The sequence below is a fragment of the Pantoea sp. JZ29 genome, from assembly GCF_035190385.1.
In the GTDB taxonomy this organism is placed as follows: Bacteria; Pseudomonadota; Gammaproteobacteria; order Enterobacterales; family Enterobacteriaceae; genus Pantoea; species Pantoea stewartii.
Map to the genome: position 1 here is coordinate 327,108 of NZ_CP045242.1, position 17,494 is coordinate 344,601.

Here is a 17,494-nt window from a genome sequence, read left to right on the forward strand (position 1 = left end):
CCGACCCGTCATTGCCGGTAACCGGCATCGGTGGGTTAAGAAAACCTGTCAGAAACCCCAAAAAAGCCTGAAAATCGCGTTTTTTATTGTTGCTTCATACTGACTGACATCACCCACTTTATCCCCTAACGCTTTCACCGGGACAGATGCAATGTCGGTTGTCACAACGCGGTACTTGCTGCCGTTAACCAGTACCTCAGGATAAAGTTCACCTGAACCCACGAACTCGCCCGGAAGAGCAAGGGGGGCGACCATTAAACGGCCTGGTGTGTCTATCAGGTAGCTTTGTACTTCAACAAGATAAGGATATTTTTTACCATTCTTGTGTGAGTAAACGTCAAATTGCATCCCTACCAGTTCCTGTACATATCAGAAAGCGATCCCTCTTCTCCCACAAAGTCAGAGAAGGCTTTCATGCTTTCACGGTTTTCTTCTTTCCAGCGTTCAGCCCGGATTCTGCGAGCCTCAGTAGTGACAAGCTCGTTAACCATTTTAGAAAGGTTTAAGCCCGCAGATGAAAATATCTCGTAGGCTTCTTTATCAATGGTGACGTTAGTTCTGTATTTCATGTACACCTCCGAAGTGTGAGTTACAAGTATACACTGCTGATACACACCAGCAAGGAACGATTTTTAGGTGTACTCTGCTTTCACGATGCGCCTGGTTTGACCCGCCCGAAAAGCGTTGTTCAGCTTGTCAGACTGCCTATAACCCAGAATGTACGATCACACTGGCCCAGAGAAAAATGTCTGCTCAGATAACAGGCTCTTTCTGAATGAGTGGCCACTTTGTTACCGTCTTGGACGGGCCAAAGCAGATAGCCGTGAAGAAAAACGAAACGGTGACGATATACTAGCTGACCATTTGTCCGCGTTTCTGATGCGGATAGGTTTCTGTTGAAACCTTTCAGCGGCAGGAAGGAAGGTGAATGCAGGAAGCGGATTAATGTAAGTGCAGGTTTAACTCTCGTTGTGCGGCAAGAGCGGAGGGACGGCAAAAAGCTCGTCCTGGTGGTCCGTCTGCCGTGGTTACTCATACACAATAAAAAAGTTTCAAGCTAGCCATTTGACTGGAGCACCGCATGTTAGACACCAGCATATACCACACCTCAGAAACAACCACCGGCGTTTCCTGCTCACCCACTAACCTGGTGACCCTCAGGGACAGAAATAATAAAACATGGATGATCCAGAAAGAGCTTATTGCATGGGTCCGTGAAGAAGAATTTTCAAAAGGCTGCCGCGTCGTTCTGTCGAACGACAAATGGTTTGACGTTCCTCTCGGTATCGATGAACTGGTAAGCGCGCTAGGTTTGCCGGTTCCACCACATACTGACGACTAAGTGGGCGCCGTGTGACAGGTGCATAAGTGCCTGTCCAAAAAATATTACAGAACTGCGATGCCATAGGTTAAGTGCGTGTGCCGCTCAAAACGTGTAGTTGAGTCTGTTGTTATCAGCATGGACATACGTAGGGTAACACCGCGTTCGCCCGGCGCAACAGCTTATCAGTCCAGTACATCCGCTCATAACCCGGCATGCGGCACTAACATACCAACGACTTTTCCAGCAAAGTAATATTTTTGCCCGCCGAGTATTCGATCCGAAATTTATCCACATACCACAAAATCAATTTCAGCCCTCTGCCGCTTTCCTGGGTCATTGTCTGGTCAGGAAAAGCATCACAACGTGCCGCCTGGAGGCGTTCAGCGGGAAATACACTCCCCTCGTCCATAAAGCGAAGCGTAATGCTGATGTCTGACGCAATAAATTCCACTGTAAACCGGCGGTGACTGTCTTCATTTAGCGCATGACGAATGATATTGGTTGCTGTCTCACACGCGGCGAGATCGAGTGAGAACCGCCACTCATCATTCACGGGTAACGCTTCCATCTTTTCCGCAAGCCATTCTGCCAGGCGAGCGAGCGAGGTCAGCGTAGCGGGAAGCGTAATATCGCTGTTCACTGACATTTCACTTATTTAACTGCGCAAGTGCCGCGGAGCGGTCCGGACAGATCCGGAAAATGCGATCCATTCTGGTGAGTGTGAACATCTTCTGGATATTGGCATTCAATGCACATAATGTCATTTCCCCTTTTCCGTTCATTAACTTAAGCAACGAAACCAGCGTTCCCAGTCCACTGCTATCGATAAAGTCAATTTTGCTAAAATCCACAATGAGGGCCTTTTTATCCTCACCAATTTCCCGCGAAACCGCTTCTTTAAAGGCTGTGGCTACCGATGCGTCCAGCCTGCGCACTGCGGGTGTAAGGATATTCACTTCAGGCTGCCGTTCTGTACCCATGTTCATAAGTTTTCTCCTTGATGCTCAATGATTAAAAGCGATACATCATCGGCCATCGCATGTTGTTCTGTGTTTTCACCACTGCGCCAACGGATGAGATGTTGGCCGAGTTGTTGCAGAAGGTCATCAGGTGCCTGTGCAATGCTGTCCTGTATGCATGTCTGCAGACGTTCCTGACCAAACTGCTCTCCGGTCAGGTTTTCGCACTCAGTAATGCCGTCACTGAACAGACAGAGTCTTTCACCTGGCGCAAGGGTAAAGGAGACGTCGGTCCAGGAAAGATGAGGCATTAAGCCCACCGGTGCGCCACCCTCGCCGACCGTTCTGATTTGCCCGTGGGGCGTTACAATGAAAGGCGTAGGATGCCCGGCCTGACATAACCGTCCTTCGCCACTAGTCAGGTTGATCACGCCATAAATCAGGGTGAAGTAACTGACAATTTCCGCCTCATCACTACAAAAGCGTTCGTTCAGAATGCGCACGACCTCCGCCGGGGAAACGACACCCTTGTCGCCATCTAAAAGAAAACGCTCTACCGTCCTGCCGTGAAGAAACTGCCGGGCGACGGCGAGCGACATCATCGCTGCACCGACGCCATGACCTGATACATCCACGCAATAAAAACCCAGATGATTATCCAGCGGAAAAACGTTAAAAATATCGCCTGAAACCCAGGCGGACGGTAAAAACAGCCAGTCGGAAAAGTAGTCACCGTAACACTGCTGATGTGCCGGAAGGACGGAGTGTTGAATCCGTGCGGCGACTTCAAGGTCCTGCTCAATTTGACGCAGCGCCTCACTGAGATGAGTATTACGCGCGGCTAACGTCGCCTCCAGAGACAGAATGCGCGTGCCGGCATGCAACCGTGCCCGCAGTTCGGATTGCTCGACAGGTTTGCTCAGAAAATCATCCACACCGGCATCAAACCCCTGCGTCAGATCGTTAGGATTTTCGCGTGCGGTGAGCAGAATGAAATAGATATAGTGACCAAGCTGACGACCACGTATCTCCCGGCAAAGCGTCAGACCGTCCATCTCCGGCATTTCCCAGTCGCTAATCACCATGCTCACCGGTTGAGTTTCAAGGATGGACAGCGCGACTATGCCATTTTCAGCCTCGCTAACCCGATAGCCCCACTGGGTCAGCATGCGTGATAACAGGCGACGATAAACCAGTGAATCCTCCACGATCAGAACGTGCGGTATCGACATGATGCCCCCTAAATCGGTAAGAACCAGATCAGGCTGATCGTGCCTTCACGAAACTTTCCGCTACCGCTCTGATGGCCGGGATAACGCGTTCCGGAATAGTTCGCATACTGTATTGAAAACGATCCTGGTGTGTAACCTGCGTAGCCGAAGCTATAACTGTAATCGCCGTTCCACGGTTGCTGCTGACTCTTATCCGGAAACCAAAATGCCGTTACACGCACGAAGAAATGTTGTTTAAACGTATAACCGCATCCGCCTAACAAGACGTTTTTATTTTGGCGAATATCGTTGCTGCTTAAGTCGTAATAGCGGGGGACCCAGCTGTAGCCTGCCTGGCAAATGATAGCGTCGCCTTTATTAATCAACAGCGCATTTTCGACCGGCTTCGGCAAGGAGAATTTATAGGCCAGCGTGATGGCTCCCTGCTCAAAATAGGTATGCCGACGACCACCCGAGGTCCAGAAGTGGTTATCACCATAATTGCTGTAAACCAGACTGAGCGTATTCGCGTGCCAGTCATCGTAACCAAAACTATAGCGATAGTCTGCCGTATAACGGCTGGTATCGCTGACAGGCAAACGTGATGTGATATTGGCAAACCAGAAACTATAAGGGGAATACTGTAGGCTCAGATTTACGGTTTGATTGATTTTTTTCTTCTGTTCCGCGCTGTCTTTGCGGTTAGGGATAGTCATCCACTGCTCTTTCAAACCCGAACTAAAACTCAGGGCACCAGAAAATGCTTTATCATTACCAGAAAAAAGTCGTCCCCAGCGACTGGTGTACACGCCCGCCTGTATCGGCTCATCGTTCTTATCGCGCAACGGTAATGTATCGTCCGTTTGGGCCGCCCCACTTTCCGTCGCGGCACTGAATAACGCGCAGATCAAGAGATATTTCTTATTCATCTGCCCTTCCTTAGTTAGGTATCCAGCGTGCAGCAACGTTATATTTTGCCATCAGCCACAGCGTGCCCAGCGCAGCCGCATGAATAAGCGTGTTTTCTAACCATGCGTGACGCCATAAATCAAACGACACAAACTGGCTGACTGCGAGCACAACATAGACATGCAAAATAAAGGTATAAAGCGAGTGCTGGCCCAGTGGAATAAGAAACCAGCCTGCAAAGCGATATATCGGCTGCCAGCACCATGTCAGAAGCAGATAGACCGTTACCATCAGGCAGATATCGTTGACGACCCTGACGGGACCCAGCCCATTTTTTGCCGCCCACGTATGGTAGAACGTATCAAAATCTGCAGCAGGAATGATGTGCATCAACAGATCGGACGGCATAAAAGGGTTGGTATGATTTTGTGCAACAAACCCCATAACTAACGCCACTACGACAAGTGCCGCCACGGTCAATTTGCCCGGCGGTGTATTTGCAAAAGAGAGCAGTTCGTCTTTATACCAGCCACTGCACATCCCCAGTACAAAAATGAATTGCCAGGCTAACAGCGGAAAAGCGAATTCGAACTCCGCCGTTGTCACGCGTACAGGCCAGCGTTGCCAGTAGCAGTAGATCAGTAACGAAAGACCCAATAACCCGTAAACTTTTCCCTTTTGCAGCATGGCTAAATAAAACGGACTGACCAGCAGGAGGCAAATATAGAGGCCAAGGATTTGCGTCTGATGAGGGCCGATTTGTAAATAGAAAACAATGTTAAACCAGGTCTCTTTTATTTGTGGTGTGACCGGATAGAGTGACCAGTGGGTGCCTGAAAAGCGATCGGTAAAATGCGTCACCTCAAAAACATTGATAAAAGGCAAATACCCTAACAGCAAAAATGACAGGATGATAAGGATATTTACCCGGTATATCTTCCATGCGCGAAGATAAAGTCCCCAGGACACTGTGAGCCAAACCACCTTTTGCAGTCTGGCACGACTAAGCATACCTAGCATAAAACCGGATAAAATAACAAACCCTTCCGCTCCGGTTACTAAACCGAATCTCTCCCAGGTGAATATGTTGAACAGGGACATTATTTCTGTATGGGCTACAACCATCATCACCAATGCAATGCCGCGCATGAAATCAATTCTTAAATCGCGGCTTCCCGCTGCGCTATAGCGCCATGTGGCTGATTTGCAGAATGATTTCTGCTTCACCGCTTGCACGACCTGGCTCATGATGAGGTTTTATTCCTGACTGAAAAACATCTGGTTAAATATTTGATAGCCTAAGGCGGGCTTTATGGCAAGTAATTAGGTGCAATGAGGATAAGCCGGGACTAATAACGAAAAAACAGATCTCGCTTCATAATTTTTTAGTTTTCTGGACACTTTTTTTTGTGCTATCTACACTTGTTTTAATTTTTGTTTTATTAGACGTTATTTTCTCGGGCAGGCTGAGCGCTGCCTGCAGGATGGCTTTATTTCATCCCTGTTGCGGAATCAGGATATCCTTTGCTATGGATTTTTACTTTTCCCGTTTTGAAAATCGCAAACCACCGGAGCCCCTCAGCACACCGACCTGGGTGATACTGACCTGGCAGGTTTTAGCGGTCGCCGCGTTAATTCTCGGCGCAAATTATATTTACTGGCGTTGGACCGCCTCGCTTAATATTTACGCGCTGTGGTATTCGATTCCGTTGGTATTGGCAGAAACGTTTGCCTGGATTGGAACGATATTATTTACGATCAATCTCTGGAAAGAAGAAGACCCGCTGCCAAACCGTCCCCCAGAGCAAATTAACGATTGCCTGCTTGCAGAGGAACAGGTTGAGAAAAGACCGCTCAAAGTCGATCTGTTTATCGCGACCTATTCTGAAGACGTTGAACTCGTCAGGCTGTCTGTTCGTGACGCTCTGAAAATGCAATACCCCTTCCCGCTTCACTATCAAATACACGTGCTCGACGATGGCCGGCGTCCGGAAATGAAAGCGGTGTGCGATGAGGAAGGCGTCAACTACATCACCCGTCAGACCAATATTGGCTACAAGGCCGGAAACCTCCGTAACGGGCTGGAAAACACGGAGGGTGATTTCCTGGTTATTTGCGATGCTGATACGAGAGTCTTCCCCACGTTGCTCAGCCACACATTGGGCTATTTTCGCGATCCAGATGTGGCGTGGGTTCAGACACCTCAATGGTTTTACGATCTCCCTGAAGGGGAAAACCTGTCAAACTGGCTGCAACGAAAAGCGGGCAAGGTGGGATATGGTCTTGGCTGGCTGACACAGAAATTTGTCGGGCCGGTCACGATTGGGCGAGATCCGTTTTTTAACGATCCACGCATGTTTTACGACGTGATTTTACGTCGGCGTAACTGGGCAAATGCGGCATTTTGCTGCGGTGCGGCTTCTGTACATCGACGAGAAGCGGTGATGCAGGCAGCCTTGCGGAGCTATGTCTGGACGGTGGAAGAAGAAATTGCTCGTCACACGCGCGACATTCATGATGCTGCCACGCGTGAAGCATTGCGTGACGCCATGCGCCCTCACGTTGCGTTTGACACAGAACTCACGCCCTATAAGTTTCACGTCTCAGAAGACATTTATACGTCCATCCTGCTTCACGGCGATGCGGGCCGGCGCTGGCGCTCTGTCATGCACCCGCGTGTTGAATCCAAGATGTTGTCTCCCCAGGATATGCTGACATGGATGATTCAGCGTTTTAAATATGCTGCGGGTTCGCTGGACATCCTGTTTCATGACAATATTTTCAGTCGCCGCCGCTTCAGGCTTTCTTTGCCGCAAACGCTTATGTATGGCACCACTTTCTGGTCGTATCTGGCCTGCATCTGGAACACCGTTTTTCTCTTTTCACCCATAATCTACCTGTTCACCGGCATTCCGCCCGTATCGGCCTGGTCAACGCCCTTTTACCTGCATTTTTTGCCTTTTTTCATTGTGTCGGAACTCGCATTTATGTTCGGGACATGGGGGATCTCTGCCTGGGACGGCAGGGCCTCATATCTTTCTTTTTTCTCCATGAACCTGCGCGCGTTGGGCACGGTACTTCGTGGTGAGCAGATAAAATTTCACGTTACGCCAAAGGAAAGACAGACAGGCCGTTTTCTGTATCTCGTCAAACCGCAAATCGCCGTTGTGGTACTGACCCTTGCCGGGCTTATATGGGGAGGGATTCAGGTTGCACGCGGTCAGGTCGATGATCCTTCAGGCTATGTCATCAACATCTTCTGGGGGGCCGTCAACATAGCCGCCATGTTGCCCTTGATTTTAGCCGCAATCTGGACGCCCGCCGACGAGAAGGAGACGAGTCAATGAGGACGAGAGATGCGCTACTTTCTGCCCGAAGTTATCTCACCATCCTGCTCGGTTTTCTGATTGGGTTTGCTATTGTCGTCTGGGTAGAAAAACAGATGCCGACACGCGTAGAAAGCAGTACGGGGGTCGCGTTAAGTGAGGATTTCCCTCCCCTGCCGACCCCACGAGAGTTGACCTTTGAAGAGGCAATTTGGGCACGGGTGGCCTGGCAATATTATGTCAATAATACACAGCCAAACGGTCTGGCTAACGCGAACGACGGTGAACCCTGGTTCAGCCTGTGGAGCATTGGTAGTTATCTGTTTGCTGTCACAGCCGCAAAGCAACTTAATGTCCTGACAACCGACGAGTTTGATGAGCGGATTGCTGCTGCACTGCTGACGCTTAGCCAAATCCCGCTCACGCCTGACGGTCTGCCAGCGGCCTATTATCATGCAGATACTTTGAAGCTGCTGGGAAAACAGGAGTCTTCCGCAATCGGTATGGGACGCCTGCTTAACGCCCTGCAAACGTTAGTGTGGCGTTATCCCCAACATGCAACCGCCGTGCGCGACCTGTTTAAACAGTGGAACGTCGGTGCGCTGATTGTAAAGAACTCGGCCAGTCAGGCTGCGGTAGCGTTACACCAGTGGGCGCTGGCAACAGATGAACCCAAAAACAGTTTTGGCTATCGCCTGTATGCCAGCCATACGCTTCGCCTTATCGACAGCGTCGCCGGACTGGCGGTGACGAACCCACCAGAGCGTCAGCAAATGATTGATATCGATGGCATCATGGTGCCTGACGAAGGATTACGCACGCCCTGGGGACGGCAGCCCTCACTGATCAGCCTGCCTTACCTGTTGACCGGACTTGAAATGGGTTTTGATGCGCAAAGCGCGGAGATCGCCTGGCGCATTATGCAAATTCAGCAGCGCCGTCACAGCCTGCGCGTCAGTAAACCGCCCATCAGTACCGATTATGCCGAACCCGCACCAGATTATGCCAACGATCTGCCAGACCGGCAGCCTGTCCAAAATCGTGATCTGCGTGATGAGGTACCCGAACAAACGGCCATCACTTCCACACGTTCTGCCTTTGCATGGTATGCCCTGTTTCGAAACCGCTGGAGTGAGGCGCTGCGCCAGCAGGTACAACCTTTACAGGTGCCCGGCAAAGGCTGGCAGCGCGGACTAAATCTGGACGGCAGCATCAACACGGTTATTGATGCAGATACCAATGCCGTGGTCCTGGAGAGCCTCGCCTATATCGTTCAGGGACAGATGCTTTGTCTGGCCTGCCTTAGCGCGCCCCCTTCTCTTACGTCTTCAGCAGGAGCTACGCCATGAAGCGGAAATGTATCCTTTTTTTCCCCGTATTAACCGGGCTCATGGCATGCTGGCTCGCGCTGGCGACAGCGCAGGCAGCGCCGGGACTACCGGCATCAGAATTTACTCCCCGAAGTGGTGAGCTGACACCACGTGAAATGACCATTGCCAAAAATGCCTGGCAATATTTTGTCGCTAACTACCAGCCCAGTACTGGGCTGGTGAACGCAGTCAACAAATATCCTTCCACGACAATGTGGGACAGCGCGTCTTATCTGGCTGCTCTGACGGCGGCGCGTGAGTTAGGCATTATTGATAAAGCCGAGTTTGATCGACGTATGTTGAAATTTCTCGCGACCCTGAACACGCTGGTGCTGTTCAGAAATGAATTGCCCAATAAAGCCTATAACACGATCAGCGGACAAAAAGTGGACTACCGAAACCAACCTGGAGAGATTGGTTTTTCGGCGCTGGATATCGGCAGAATGCTGGTATGGCTTAAAGTGATTAAAGAGCGTTATCCGGAATACAGCAACGGTATCGATAATGTCGTGCTTGGCTGGGACTTCAGCCATGCCGTTGATCCCTGTGGCACCCTGTACGGTGCTTACCTGGAAAATGGCCAGCCCAAATATGTTCAGGAAGGTCGACTGGGCTATGAGGAATACAGCGCTGCGGGTTTCCAGCTCTGGGGGTTCAATACCTGCCAGGCCAGCCGGCCACAGCCTTATGAGCTGGCAGAAATTTACTGTGTGCTGGTGCCTTATGACTCGCGCGACCCGCGAGATACGTCACAACATAACTATGTCGTGACCGAGTCCTATCTTCTGTATGGTCTGGAGTTTGGTTTTGATAAAGCGACCGACAGAGATAACAGCCCACGCAATTATTCCCATCCGTGGATGAAAAATTTTGCCGATCGGGTTTATCAGGCGCAGGAAAACCGCTATGCAATCACCGGCATTCTGACCGCGCGCTCTGAACATCAGCTCGATAAAGCCCCCTACTTTGTTTATGACACCATATTTAGTGATGGCTATAACTGGAATACGATTACGGATAAAGGACAGTTTGTACCAAATAGTGCGGCCGTATCACTTAAAGCCGCACTCGGTATGTGGGTGCTCTGGAGCTCGCCCTATACCGACAGATTGCTGAATGCCATTGAAAACGCTAATGAGGAAGGTAAAGGCTACTACGAGGGTTTATATGAAAACGGCGATGGCCCCATTAAGGAGTTCACCGCCAACAATAACGGCATCATGCTTGAAGCGTTGTTATTTAAAAAAGAAGGCAAACTGTTGCAGTTTAATAGCGACAATCCCAAAAATAGTCAGTTCGCCCCCTCGCTCTGGAACCAGAAGCTTCTCGATCAGTTTGAAGAAAATAATACCCGACGCAATCGCCCCTTCCTGAGCGACACGGCCGCCAACAGAAGCTGGTGCGAGCAGACCGGGACAGCGCAGCGCACCAAACCTGCCTGCCAGGCGTGTCAGTGTGCATCCTGCAAGACGGACGAGCCCATTAAATTGCCGCCGGTGACTGCGCAATGCTTAAAACCCTGATCTACAGGCTGGTCGCAGCGGGAATCATCGTACTGGTGATCGCACTGGCGTTGTTCAGTCGCGAAGGCGCGGGATGGCGCTGGCTGACGAAAGGCGGCTGGCATACCTCCGCTCGCATTGATAGCCTGACGCCGCAGGAACGGGAGTGGGCGGCCATTGCATGGCGCTATTTCCAGAATAATACGCAGCTGCAAACCGGCCTGGTCAATGGCAGCGATAAACAGCCGCGCGTCACGCTCTGGCAGATGGGGGATACGTTAATCGCACTTCTGTCCGCCAGGGAGTTGGATCTGGTGCCGGAAGATGAGTTTGATGCCCGGATAAGCCGCCTGCTTGGCACGCTCAATCGCCTTGCGTTGACCACCACGCGTACACCCGGCAGGCTCTATTCGAGCCAGACGGCGATGCCAATAGATTACACAGGCAAATCCATCAGCAGCGGCTGGTCGGCAAAAGATATGGCAAGGCTGATGCTCGCTTTACGGCTTACCGCCGAACGTGCACCGCACTATCGTGAGTATCTGGACAAAATCATCCTGCGCTGGAATTTCTGCTCCGTTATCAATAACGAGGGGGAATTATGGTCCGCCTCAGTACAGAACGGCCAACCTGTCGTGCGTGAAGAGCTCCGTCTGGGTGAAAGCGAATATGCCGCCAGTGCTTTTCGGCTATGGGGATTCCCGGCAAGTAAAGCATTCACGCCACCCGCAAGAAACGTCATTGTTTATCAGCGCAGCCTTAGCGTTGACGCGCGCGATCCGCGTACGACCTGGCAACCGTCATTACTCACTACGTTACCTGCCATGTTGCCCGGGCTGGAGTTCGGATGGCAGCCTCCTGGCGTGCCACCCGATGTCCAAAAATTAATGCGTACGCGAGCGGAAGGCATCTGGCTCAGTCAGAAGTCGCGCTGGGAGCGTGACAAGCTCCTGACTGCGCGAGCCGATTTTTCGCTGTCACATGCGCCCTGGCATCTTGAGGACACCGTCTGGGGAAATGGTTACGCCTGGAACACGTTGGGCGATGATGGCCGCGATTACCGCCAGCTGTCACAGGTGTCTACGAAGGCGGTTTTTATCCTCTGGACGCTGTGGAAAAACGACTATACCGATGTGCTTATGGCAGTAACGAAGCACCTTAACAGTCCACAACGCGGCTGGTTTGAGGGCCGTGTTGAAGCGACGGGGGATATCAACCCGATGATCACGCTATCCACTAATGCCATGGTCCTTGAGTCGCTCTTCTACAAACATAACGGCGGGCCGTTATTTGATAATCATTTTGATACTGATAACAGCTACTTCACTCACCGTCTGGCAGACGAATTCAATCCCCCCGGCCTGTGTCTGCCGGGTGAAAGAAAAGGGAGGTCAGCACCATGAAATTTTATCGTGATCTCTTTGAGGCCAGCGTGAGCCGTGTCTTGTCAGAGACGAACAAAAAAGACTTTTTCCTGGCGTTTTACGAGGCTTTTATTCACCGATCGCCAGAGACGGAGCAACACTTCGCCCGTCGCCCGAGCGAAGAAGGTCGACAGATGATCTATAAAAGTTTCTTTGCCATGCTCACCGTCGATGGTGCCCTTTTTGTTCCGGACTTTCTTGAGCAACTGGCGCGCAGGCAAACCCAGGATGGTCTGCGCCTGCCGCCACGTTTTTTCGCCTTCTGGCGGGAAGCCATGCTGCGCACTGTACGTGAACGGGATCCCCTCTGTGATGAGGAGATCCTCACGGCGTGGGCGATGGCGATAGCGCCCGGCCTGGAATATCTGCGACGGCAAGCCGAATTGCACTATCAGCCCGGGGGAGAATAAGCGATGGGAACTTCATCCCGTTTTGAGCCTGATGCGCTGCCTTGTGCGATCATGATTTACGATCGGGCCGAACGCCTGCTGGTGTGGAACGATAAAGTTTCGCTCTTTTATCCGGTGATTGCACCGTGGCTGGAGGCAGGCGCGTCTCTCGAAACGCTGGTAGAGAAATTTATTGAAGCGGGTTATTACATCGACTCCAGTCGTCGTCAGACGCTACGGGACGCCACCCTCCGTAATTGTCGTCAGGATAACCATTGCGAAGTCAGGCAATCCGGAAAACGCCGTCTTTATGTACAGCATCAACGCCTTCCTGAAGGAGGCATTGTCAGTCTGCATACGGATGTCACCGAGCTTGATGAAGCACAGCGCTCACGTCATCTGCTGCACAATGATTTTTTACTGACGGCCGAGTCAATCCGGATCGGCATCTGGGACTGGCACGTCTCTCATGACAGCCTGCAGGTAAATGATACATTGCTGGCAATGGTGGGGCAGTCACGCTCGCAATGGCGTTATCCGCTGCGTTTTTTGCTCAATCTGGTGCATGAAGAGGACCGCGCATCGCTGCGACAGGCGATGATGTCATCGAAACAGGATCACCGGCCTGTATTTGAATGTGAAATCCGCGTCCTGCATCAGACGGAAGGCTGGCGATGGATGCTGCTCTCCGGGCAGGTGGTGACCTTAACCATTCAGCAGGAAGCCGAAAGGGTGATTGGTACGTTGCAGGATATTACCCGCCGGAAGGAAGCAGAACTGCTTGCAATTGATGCCGCCCGCGTCGCCCGCGAAGCCAATGAAGCCAAAAGTGCGTTTCTGGCTAATATGAGTCATGAAATTCGGACACCGATGAACGGTATCCTCGGGATGACACAGCTCTGTCTGGACACCCCGCTGAGCCCTGAGCAGCGTGAGTACCTTTCGCTGGTCATGAGTTCGGCCCAGTCGTTGCTACATATAATTAATGACATTCTGGATTTCTCGCGCATTGAGTCGGGCAAGGTCATCATGGATGAAGAGTGGCTGGAAATCCGGCCCTTTATTCAGTCGTTGATTCGCCCACATATGCCTGCCGCCAGTGAAAAAGGGATAGAGCTTCTGGTGGATATTGCGCCTGCAGTCCCGGACGTGCTGAAGGCGGACGGCCCCCGACTGCGTCAAATCCTCACAAACCTGCTAGGCAACGCGCTTAAATTTACCCATCACGGCGAAGTCCTGCTGGCGATAGAGCCCGCGGCCAGTGAAGGCCACTGGCGTTTTCGTATTCGCGACAGTGGTATTGGCATACCTGCAGAGAAACAACAGGCCATCTTTGAAGCGTTCAGCCAGGCAGACAGTTCTACGACGCGGCGTTATGGTGGAACAGGGCTGGGACTAACCATTTCCGCCCGGCTGGTCGCCCTGATGGGGGGAAATCTGGAGGTGGAGAGTAAGCCCGGCGTTGGGAGCGAATTTACGTTTACGCTACCGCTGGAGGGGCAACACTCGCCGCTTACAGAACGCGCATCTGGCGTTCGGTTTAATGGCGAATGCGTGCTGGTCGTGGATGATAACAGCACTAACCTGCGGTTAGTGGATACCATGCTCCGTCAGATGGGACTGAACCCGACGTGTGTGGATAATGCCAGTAAGGCCTTACAGCTTGCCGCCGGAGAGGTATTCTGGCCACTGATCCTCATCGATGCGCAAATGCCGGACATGGATGGCATTTCGTTGGGCCTTGAGTTATCGGTTTTGCCACAGACGGCCCAGAGCAAGATTATTATGCTTAGCTCAATGAGCCGCCATTTTGACCCCAAAATGCTCAAACGAATCGGCATATCCCACTATTTGCACAAACCCGTCGCCCAGCACGAGTTGCATCAGGCAATTGCAAGCGCCCTTAAACCCGTGCCGATTGTCGAGCCGGTGCAGCCTTCTGCCGTCTCACCGAACACCTCGCAGGGACTGCGTGTGTTGCTGGCTGAAGATAATCTGGTGAATCAGAAAGTCGCCAGACGTTTGCTTGAACGCCTGGGACATCACTGTGAAGTGGTTGGCGATGGACAGGCTGCACTTGACCGCTGGCGAGCAGAACGCTGGGACATCCTCTTTATTGATCTGCAGATGCCGGAAATGGATGGAGAAAAGGCGATCCAGCTGTTACGACAAGAGGAAGTGTTGCTTGGCCGTCCCCGTCAGGCAGCCATCGTGATGACCGCGCATGCTATGCAGGGCGACAGAGAGCGCTGTCTGGCAATGGGGTTCGATGGCTATCTCGCCAAGCCTGTCAGTCAGGATGCGCTTCATGACGAAATTACCCGCATATATACGCGTGATCAGGAAGGTTTACCTGATGAGGCCCGACTGCTTAAACAGTGCGCCGATGACCCTGCTCTGGTTGAGGAATTGTTGTCTCTGTTCAGGGAAGCAATCGAAGAAACCACCGAGACGCTGTGCAAGGCAATGGAAAACAATGATCGTGAGACGTTACGTCGGGCAGCACATAAACTTCGCGGTGAAGCCGTCACACTCGATTTCACCCGCCTGGCGCAGTTACTGCAACACCTTGAGAGTCAGGCCTCATCGCTGGAACAACATGCGCTCAAGTCCCTGCAAAACGACCTGAACGAGGAATTCCGTCGCATCACGTCCTGGCTACAACACAGGAAACAGGAGGACAGCCATGATCCGTAACCTTCTTCTTTTGCTCATCTGCCTCCCACAAGCGCAGGCAATGGATCTACCGGTCACCTGGTCACTTGCGGGAAACTGGCGAGTCCATGATGCGAACGACAGCACCTTCAGGGGCGCGGACGTGCCTGCCAGTGACTGGCGCAGGTTAAAGGTTCCGGCTAACTGGTATAGCGCGGGTTACGATCATCAGGGAGCATTGTGGTATCAACATGAGTTTGATCTTCCTGAATCCGAACCCGGTATCATGGCCACGCTCGTTTTCGACGGTATCGATTACTTTGCTGATGTGACGCTTAATGGAAAGTCATTGACCCACCACGAAGGCTATTTCCAGCGTTTTGCTGTAGATGTCAGCAGCACCCTGCGTCGTCATAACCAGCTTGCCATCCGGGTCGACAGTCCCTATGAAGATCCCCAAAAAGTGTGGCCACTACATAAAACGCTTATAAAAGGGGTGCTTAATCAGCATGACACCCGGCCTGGCGGTGCATGGTCTTTACAGGGACAGGATGCGAACTCTGGCGGCATCTGGGCACCGGTGAAGCTGCATCTGAGCCGTGGTGTAACGATTGATGAAGTGATCCTGCGTCCGGACTGGCGTCAAGGACTGGAAAACCCGGCATTATCGGCGGAAATTCGTTACCGGGCCACCACTGCCGGACCTGCTACAGTGCGCCTGACAGCGGTACCCGATAACTTTAACGGCCAGACTTTTCAGCACGATTTTCCGATTACGCTGAATCACGCGACGGGTGAGCAACAGTCCTTGCGCATAACCCTGCCCATGAAGGGAGCAAAGTTATGGTGGCCGGTCGGCACCGGCAAGCCAAATCTGTACCGTGTTCGCGCCTCACTGCGTGACAGCCAGGGGCTGATGGATACCAGGGTCACCCGAACAGGGTTACGCAAACTGGAAGAGCAACCCGATAACAAAGGCTGGCTGATTAATGACAGGCGACTCTTTATAAAGGGAAGCAATTATATCGGTTCACCGTGGTTAGGAACCATGACACGGGAAAAGTATCGTCGGGATTTTGCGCTGGTACAGGCGATGAATGCCAACGCCATTCGCGTCCACGGACACGTAGCCGGCCGTCCGCTTTACGATGTCGCCGATGAAATGGGGCTGATGATCTGGCAGGATGTACCGCTGCAATGGGGATACAATGACAGCGCGGCATTTACGGACAATGCAGTTCGTCAGACCCGTGAGATGGTCGAGCAGTTTGGTAACTCCCCGGCCATTATCGTCTGGGGCGGGCACAACGAGCCGCCGTGGAATTCGCCCTGGATGGAAAAGCGGTTCCCCGACTGGAATAAAACACTGAACCGCACGCTGACGCAGAAGGTCGCGGATACGCTGGCTGAAGATACCTCCCGTATTGTGCACCGTTTTTCCGCCGTGGAAGAACACTACTGGGCAGGATGGTATTTTGGTACGCCGCGCGATCTGCTTGCCCCGGCTAAAACCGCAGTGGTGACAGAGTTTGGTGCGCAGGCGCTACCTCAACTCTCAACGCTGAAAACGATTATCCCTGCCAGCTTGTTATGGCCAAAGACGACTGCTGCGGACGATCCGGGATGGACGTTCTGGAAGTATCATAATTTCCAGCCTTTACAGACATTTAAGTTTGCCGGGATTTCGCGCGGTTCGAATATTCAGGAGATGATAGCCAATACGCAACGCTACCAGGCAAAACTGGTCTCCCTGGCTGTAGAGAGCTATCGACGACAGCGTTATCAACCGGTGACGGCCCTCTTCCATTTCATGTTTGTTGAAACCTGGCCCTCAATTAACTGGGGCGTGGTGGATTATCTGCGCCAGCCAAAGGCGGGTTATTACGCCTTGCAAACAGCCTATCAGCCTGTTCTCCCCTCTATCGAACCCGTTACCGCCACATGGCGTAAGGGAAGCGAGGCGATGGTGCGGCTCTGGGCAATTAATGATACCTGGAATGCCTGTACTGCATGTCAACTGAAGTGGCAGGTATCCCAAAAGGGAGAGGTGCTTGCCAAAGGGAGCGAAACGCTGACGCTGCCGCCTGATTCAGGTCAGATGGTGAAGGAAATAACGGTTACGCCTCAAAATTTTCATAACGTTGAGATCCGTTATCGCATTGAGAATCAAAACGGGAAAACGGTGGGCAGTAATGTCCATGAGGAAAGCATTCAACGTGACGACTGAGGTAAGTTGCCTGGAAACCCATGGTTTTTTGCGAAAACCTCTTATGGAGTTGGGCTGATGCTCCCCTGTACGGAGCACAGCCCTGTTTCACTGGCTTAGCCTCTTTGTTGCCTGCGCGATGGCAAGCAGGCGCTTTACCTCGGCGACTCCATTGTCTGTAAGCCGCGCATCTCCTGCATGATGCTTTACGGGTACGTA

General features: G+C 52.0%; 15 protein-coding genes. 8 read left to right on the forward strand and 7 right to left on the reverse strand.

The window, feature by feature from the left end; genetic code table 11:
- Window positions 1–48: 48 nt before the first annotated feature.
- On the reverse strand, window positions 49–348 hold the full coding sequence (locus GC090_RS21410) for a CcdB family protein (RefSeq protein ID WP_039339392.1): 300 nt from the start codon (window positions 346–348) through the stop codon (window positions 49–51).
- A gap of 2 nt (window positions 349–350) precedes the next feature.
- Entirely contained in the window at window positions 351–569 is a 219-nt protein-coding gene (locus tag GC090_RS21415; protein ID WP_006121899.1) for a type II toxin-antitoxin system CcdA family antitoxin, read from the reverse strand.
- 512 nt (window positions 570–1,081) lie between these two features.
- Here GC090_RS21415 and GC090_RS21420 point away from each other — a divergent pair.
- Window positions 1,082–1,342 (forward strand): hypothetical protein, encoded by a 261-nt coding sequence (locus GC090_RS21420; protein ID WP_054633991.1) that lies wholly within the window; start codon window positions 1,082–1,084, stop codon window positions 1,340–1,342.
- Between the two features lie 202 nt (window positions 1,343–1,544).
- On the opposite strand, the gene GC090_RS21425 is transcribed toward GC090_RS21420, so the two are convergent.
- The 5 genes from GC090_RS21425 to opgC are packed head-to-tail and all read right to left on the reverse strand — an operon-like array spanning window position 1,545 to window position 5,651.
- Window positions 1,545–1,970 carry an ATP-binding protein gene (locus GC090_RS21425; RefSeq protein ID WP_324021721.1) on the reverse strand — a complete coding sequence of 142 codons (426 nt, stop codon included), beginning with the start codon at window positions 1,968–1,970 and terminating at the stop codon, window positions 1,545–1,547.
- A 1-nt stretch (window position 1,971) separates the two neighbouring features.
- Entirely contained in the window at window positions 1,972–2,310 is a 339-nt protein-coding gene (locus tag GC090_RS21430; protein ID WP_324021722.1) for an STAS domain-containing protein, read from the reverse strand.
- A complete protein-coding gene (locus GC090_RS21435) occupies window positions 2,307–3,515 on the reverse strand; it encodes a PP2C family protein-serine/threonine phosphatase (RefSeq protein ID WP_324021723.1) in 1,209 nt (402 codons plus the stop codon). Before GC090_RS21435 ends, GC090_RS21430 begins: the two co-directional genes overlap by 4 nt.
- A gap of 8 nt (window positions 3,516–3,523) precedes the next feature.
- Entirely contained in the window at window positions 3,524–4,423 is a 900-nt protein-coding gene (locus tag GC090_RS21440) for a hypothetical protein (RefSeq protein ID WP_185200244.1), read from the reverse strand.
- A gap of 10 nt (window positions 4,424–4,433) precedes the next feature.
- Window positions 4,434–5,651: an OpgC domain-containing protein gene (gene opgC, locus GC090_RS21445; protein ID WP_324021725.1), complete on the reverse strand. Its 1,218-nt coding sequence runs from the start codon at window positions 5,649–5,651 to the stop codon at window positions 4,434–4,436.
- A gap of 281 nt (window positions 5,652–5,932) precedes the next feature.
- Between opgC and GC090_RS21450 the strand changes: the two genes are divergently transcribed.
- The 7 genes from GC090_RS21450 to GC090_RS21480 are packed head-to-tail and all read left to right on the forward strand — an operon-like array spanning window position 5,933 to window position 17,296.
- Window positions 5,933–7,750: a glycosyltransferase family 2 protein gene (locus tag GC090_RS21450; RefSeq protein WP_324021726.1), complete on the forward strand. Its 1,818-nt coding sequence runs from the start codon at window positions 5,933–5,935 to the stop codon at window positions 7,748–7,750.
- A complete protein-coding gene (locus GC090_RS21455; protein WP_324021728.1) occupies window positions 7,747–9,078 on the forward strand; it encodes a DUF3131 domain-containing protein in 1,332 nt (443 codons plus the stop codon). Before GC090_RS21450 ends, GC090_RS21455 begins: the two co-directional genes overlap by 4 nt.
- A gap of 41 nt (window positions 9,079–9,119) precedes the next feature.
- A complete protein-coding gene (locus tag GC090_RS21460) occupies window positions 9,120–10,622 on the forward strand; it encodes a DUF3131 domain-containing protein (RefSeq protein WP_044243148.1) in 1,503 nt (500 codons plus the stop codon).
- Entirely contained in the window at window positions 10,607–12,004 is a 1,398-nt protein-coding gene (locus GC090_RS21465) for a DUF3131 domain-containing protein (RefSeq protein WP_324021730.1), read from the forward strand. The genes GC090_RS21460 and GC090_RS21465 overlap by 16 nt, the downstream gene beginning before the upstream one ends.
- The gene (locus tag GC090_RS21470; RefSeq protein ID WP_033742509.1) at window positions 12,001–12,435 is read left to right on the forward strand and encodes a globin family protein; all 435 of its coding nucleotides are present in this window, start codon (window positions 12,001–12,003) and stop codon (window positions 12,433–12,435) included. Before GC090_RS21465 ends, GC090_RS21470 begins: the two co-directional genes overlap by 4 nt.
- Window positions 12,436–12,438: 3 nt before the next feature.
- Window positions 12,439–15,111: a hybrid sensor histidine kinase/response regulator gene (locus GC090_RS21475; protein WP_324021732.1), complete on the forward strand. Its 2,673-nt coding sequence runs from the start codon at window positions 12,439–12,441 to the stop codon at window positions 15,109–15,111.
- Window positions 15,101–17,296, forward strand: coding sequence for a glycoside hydrolase family 2 protein (locus GC090_RS21480; protein WP_324021734.1), 2,196 nt, complete (start codon window positions 15,101–15,103; stop codon window positions 17,294–17,296). Before GC090_RS21475 ends, GC090_RS21480 begins: the two co-directional genes overlap by 11 nt.
- The last annotated feature ends 198 nt before the right edge of the window (window positions 17,297–17,494 follow it).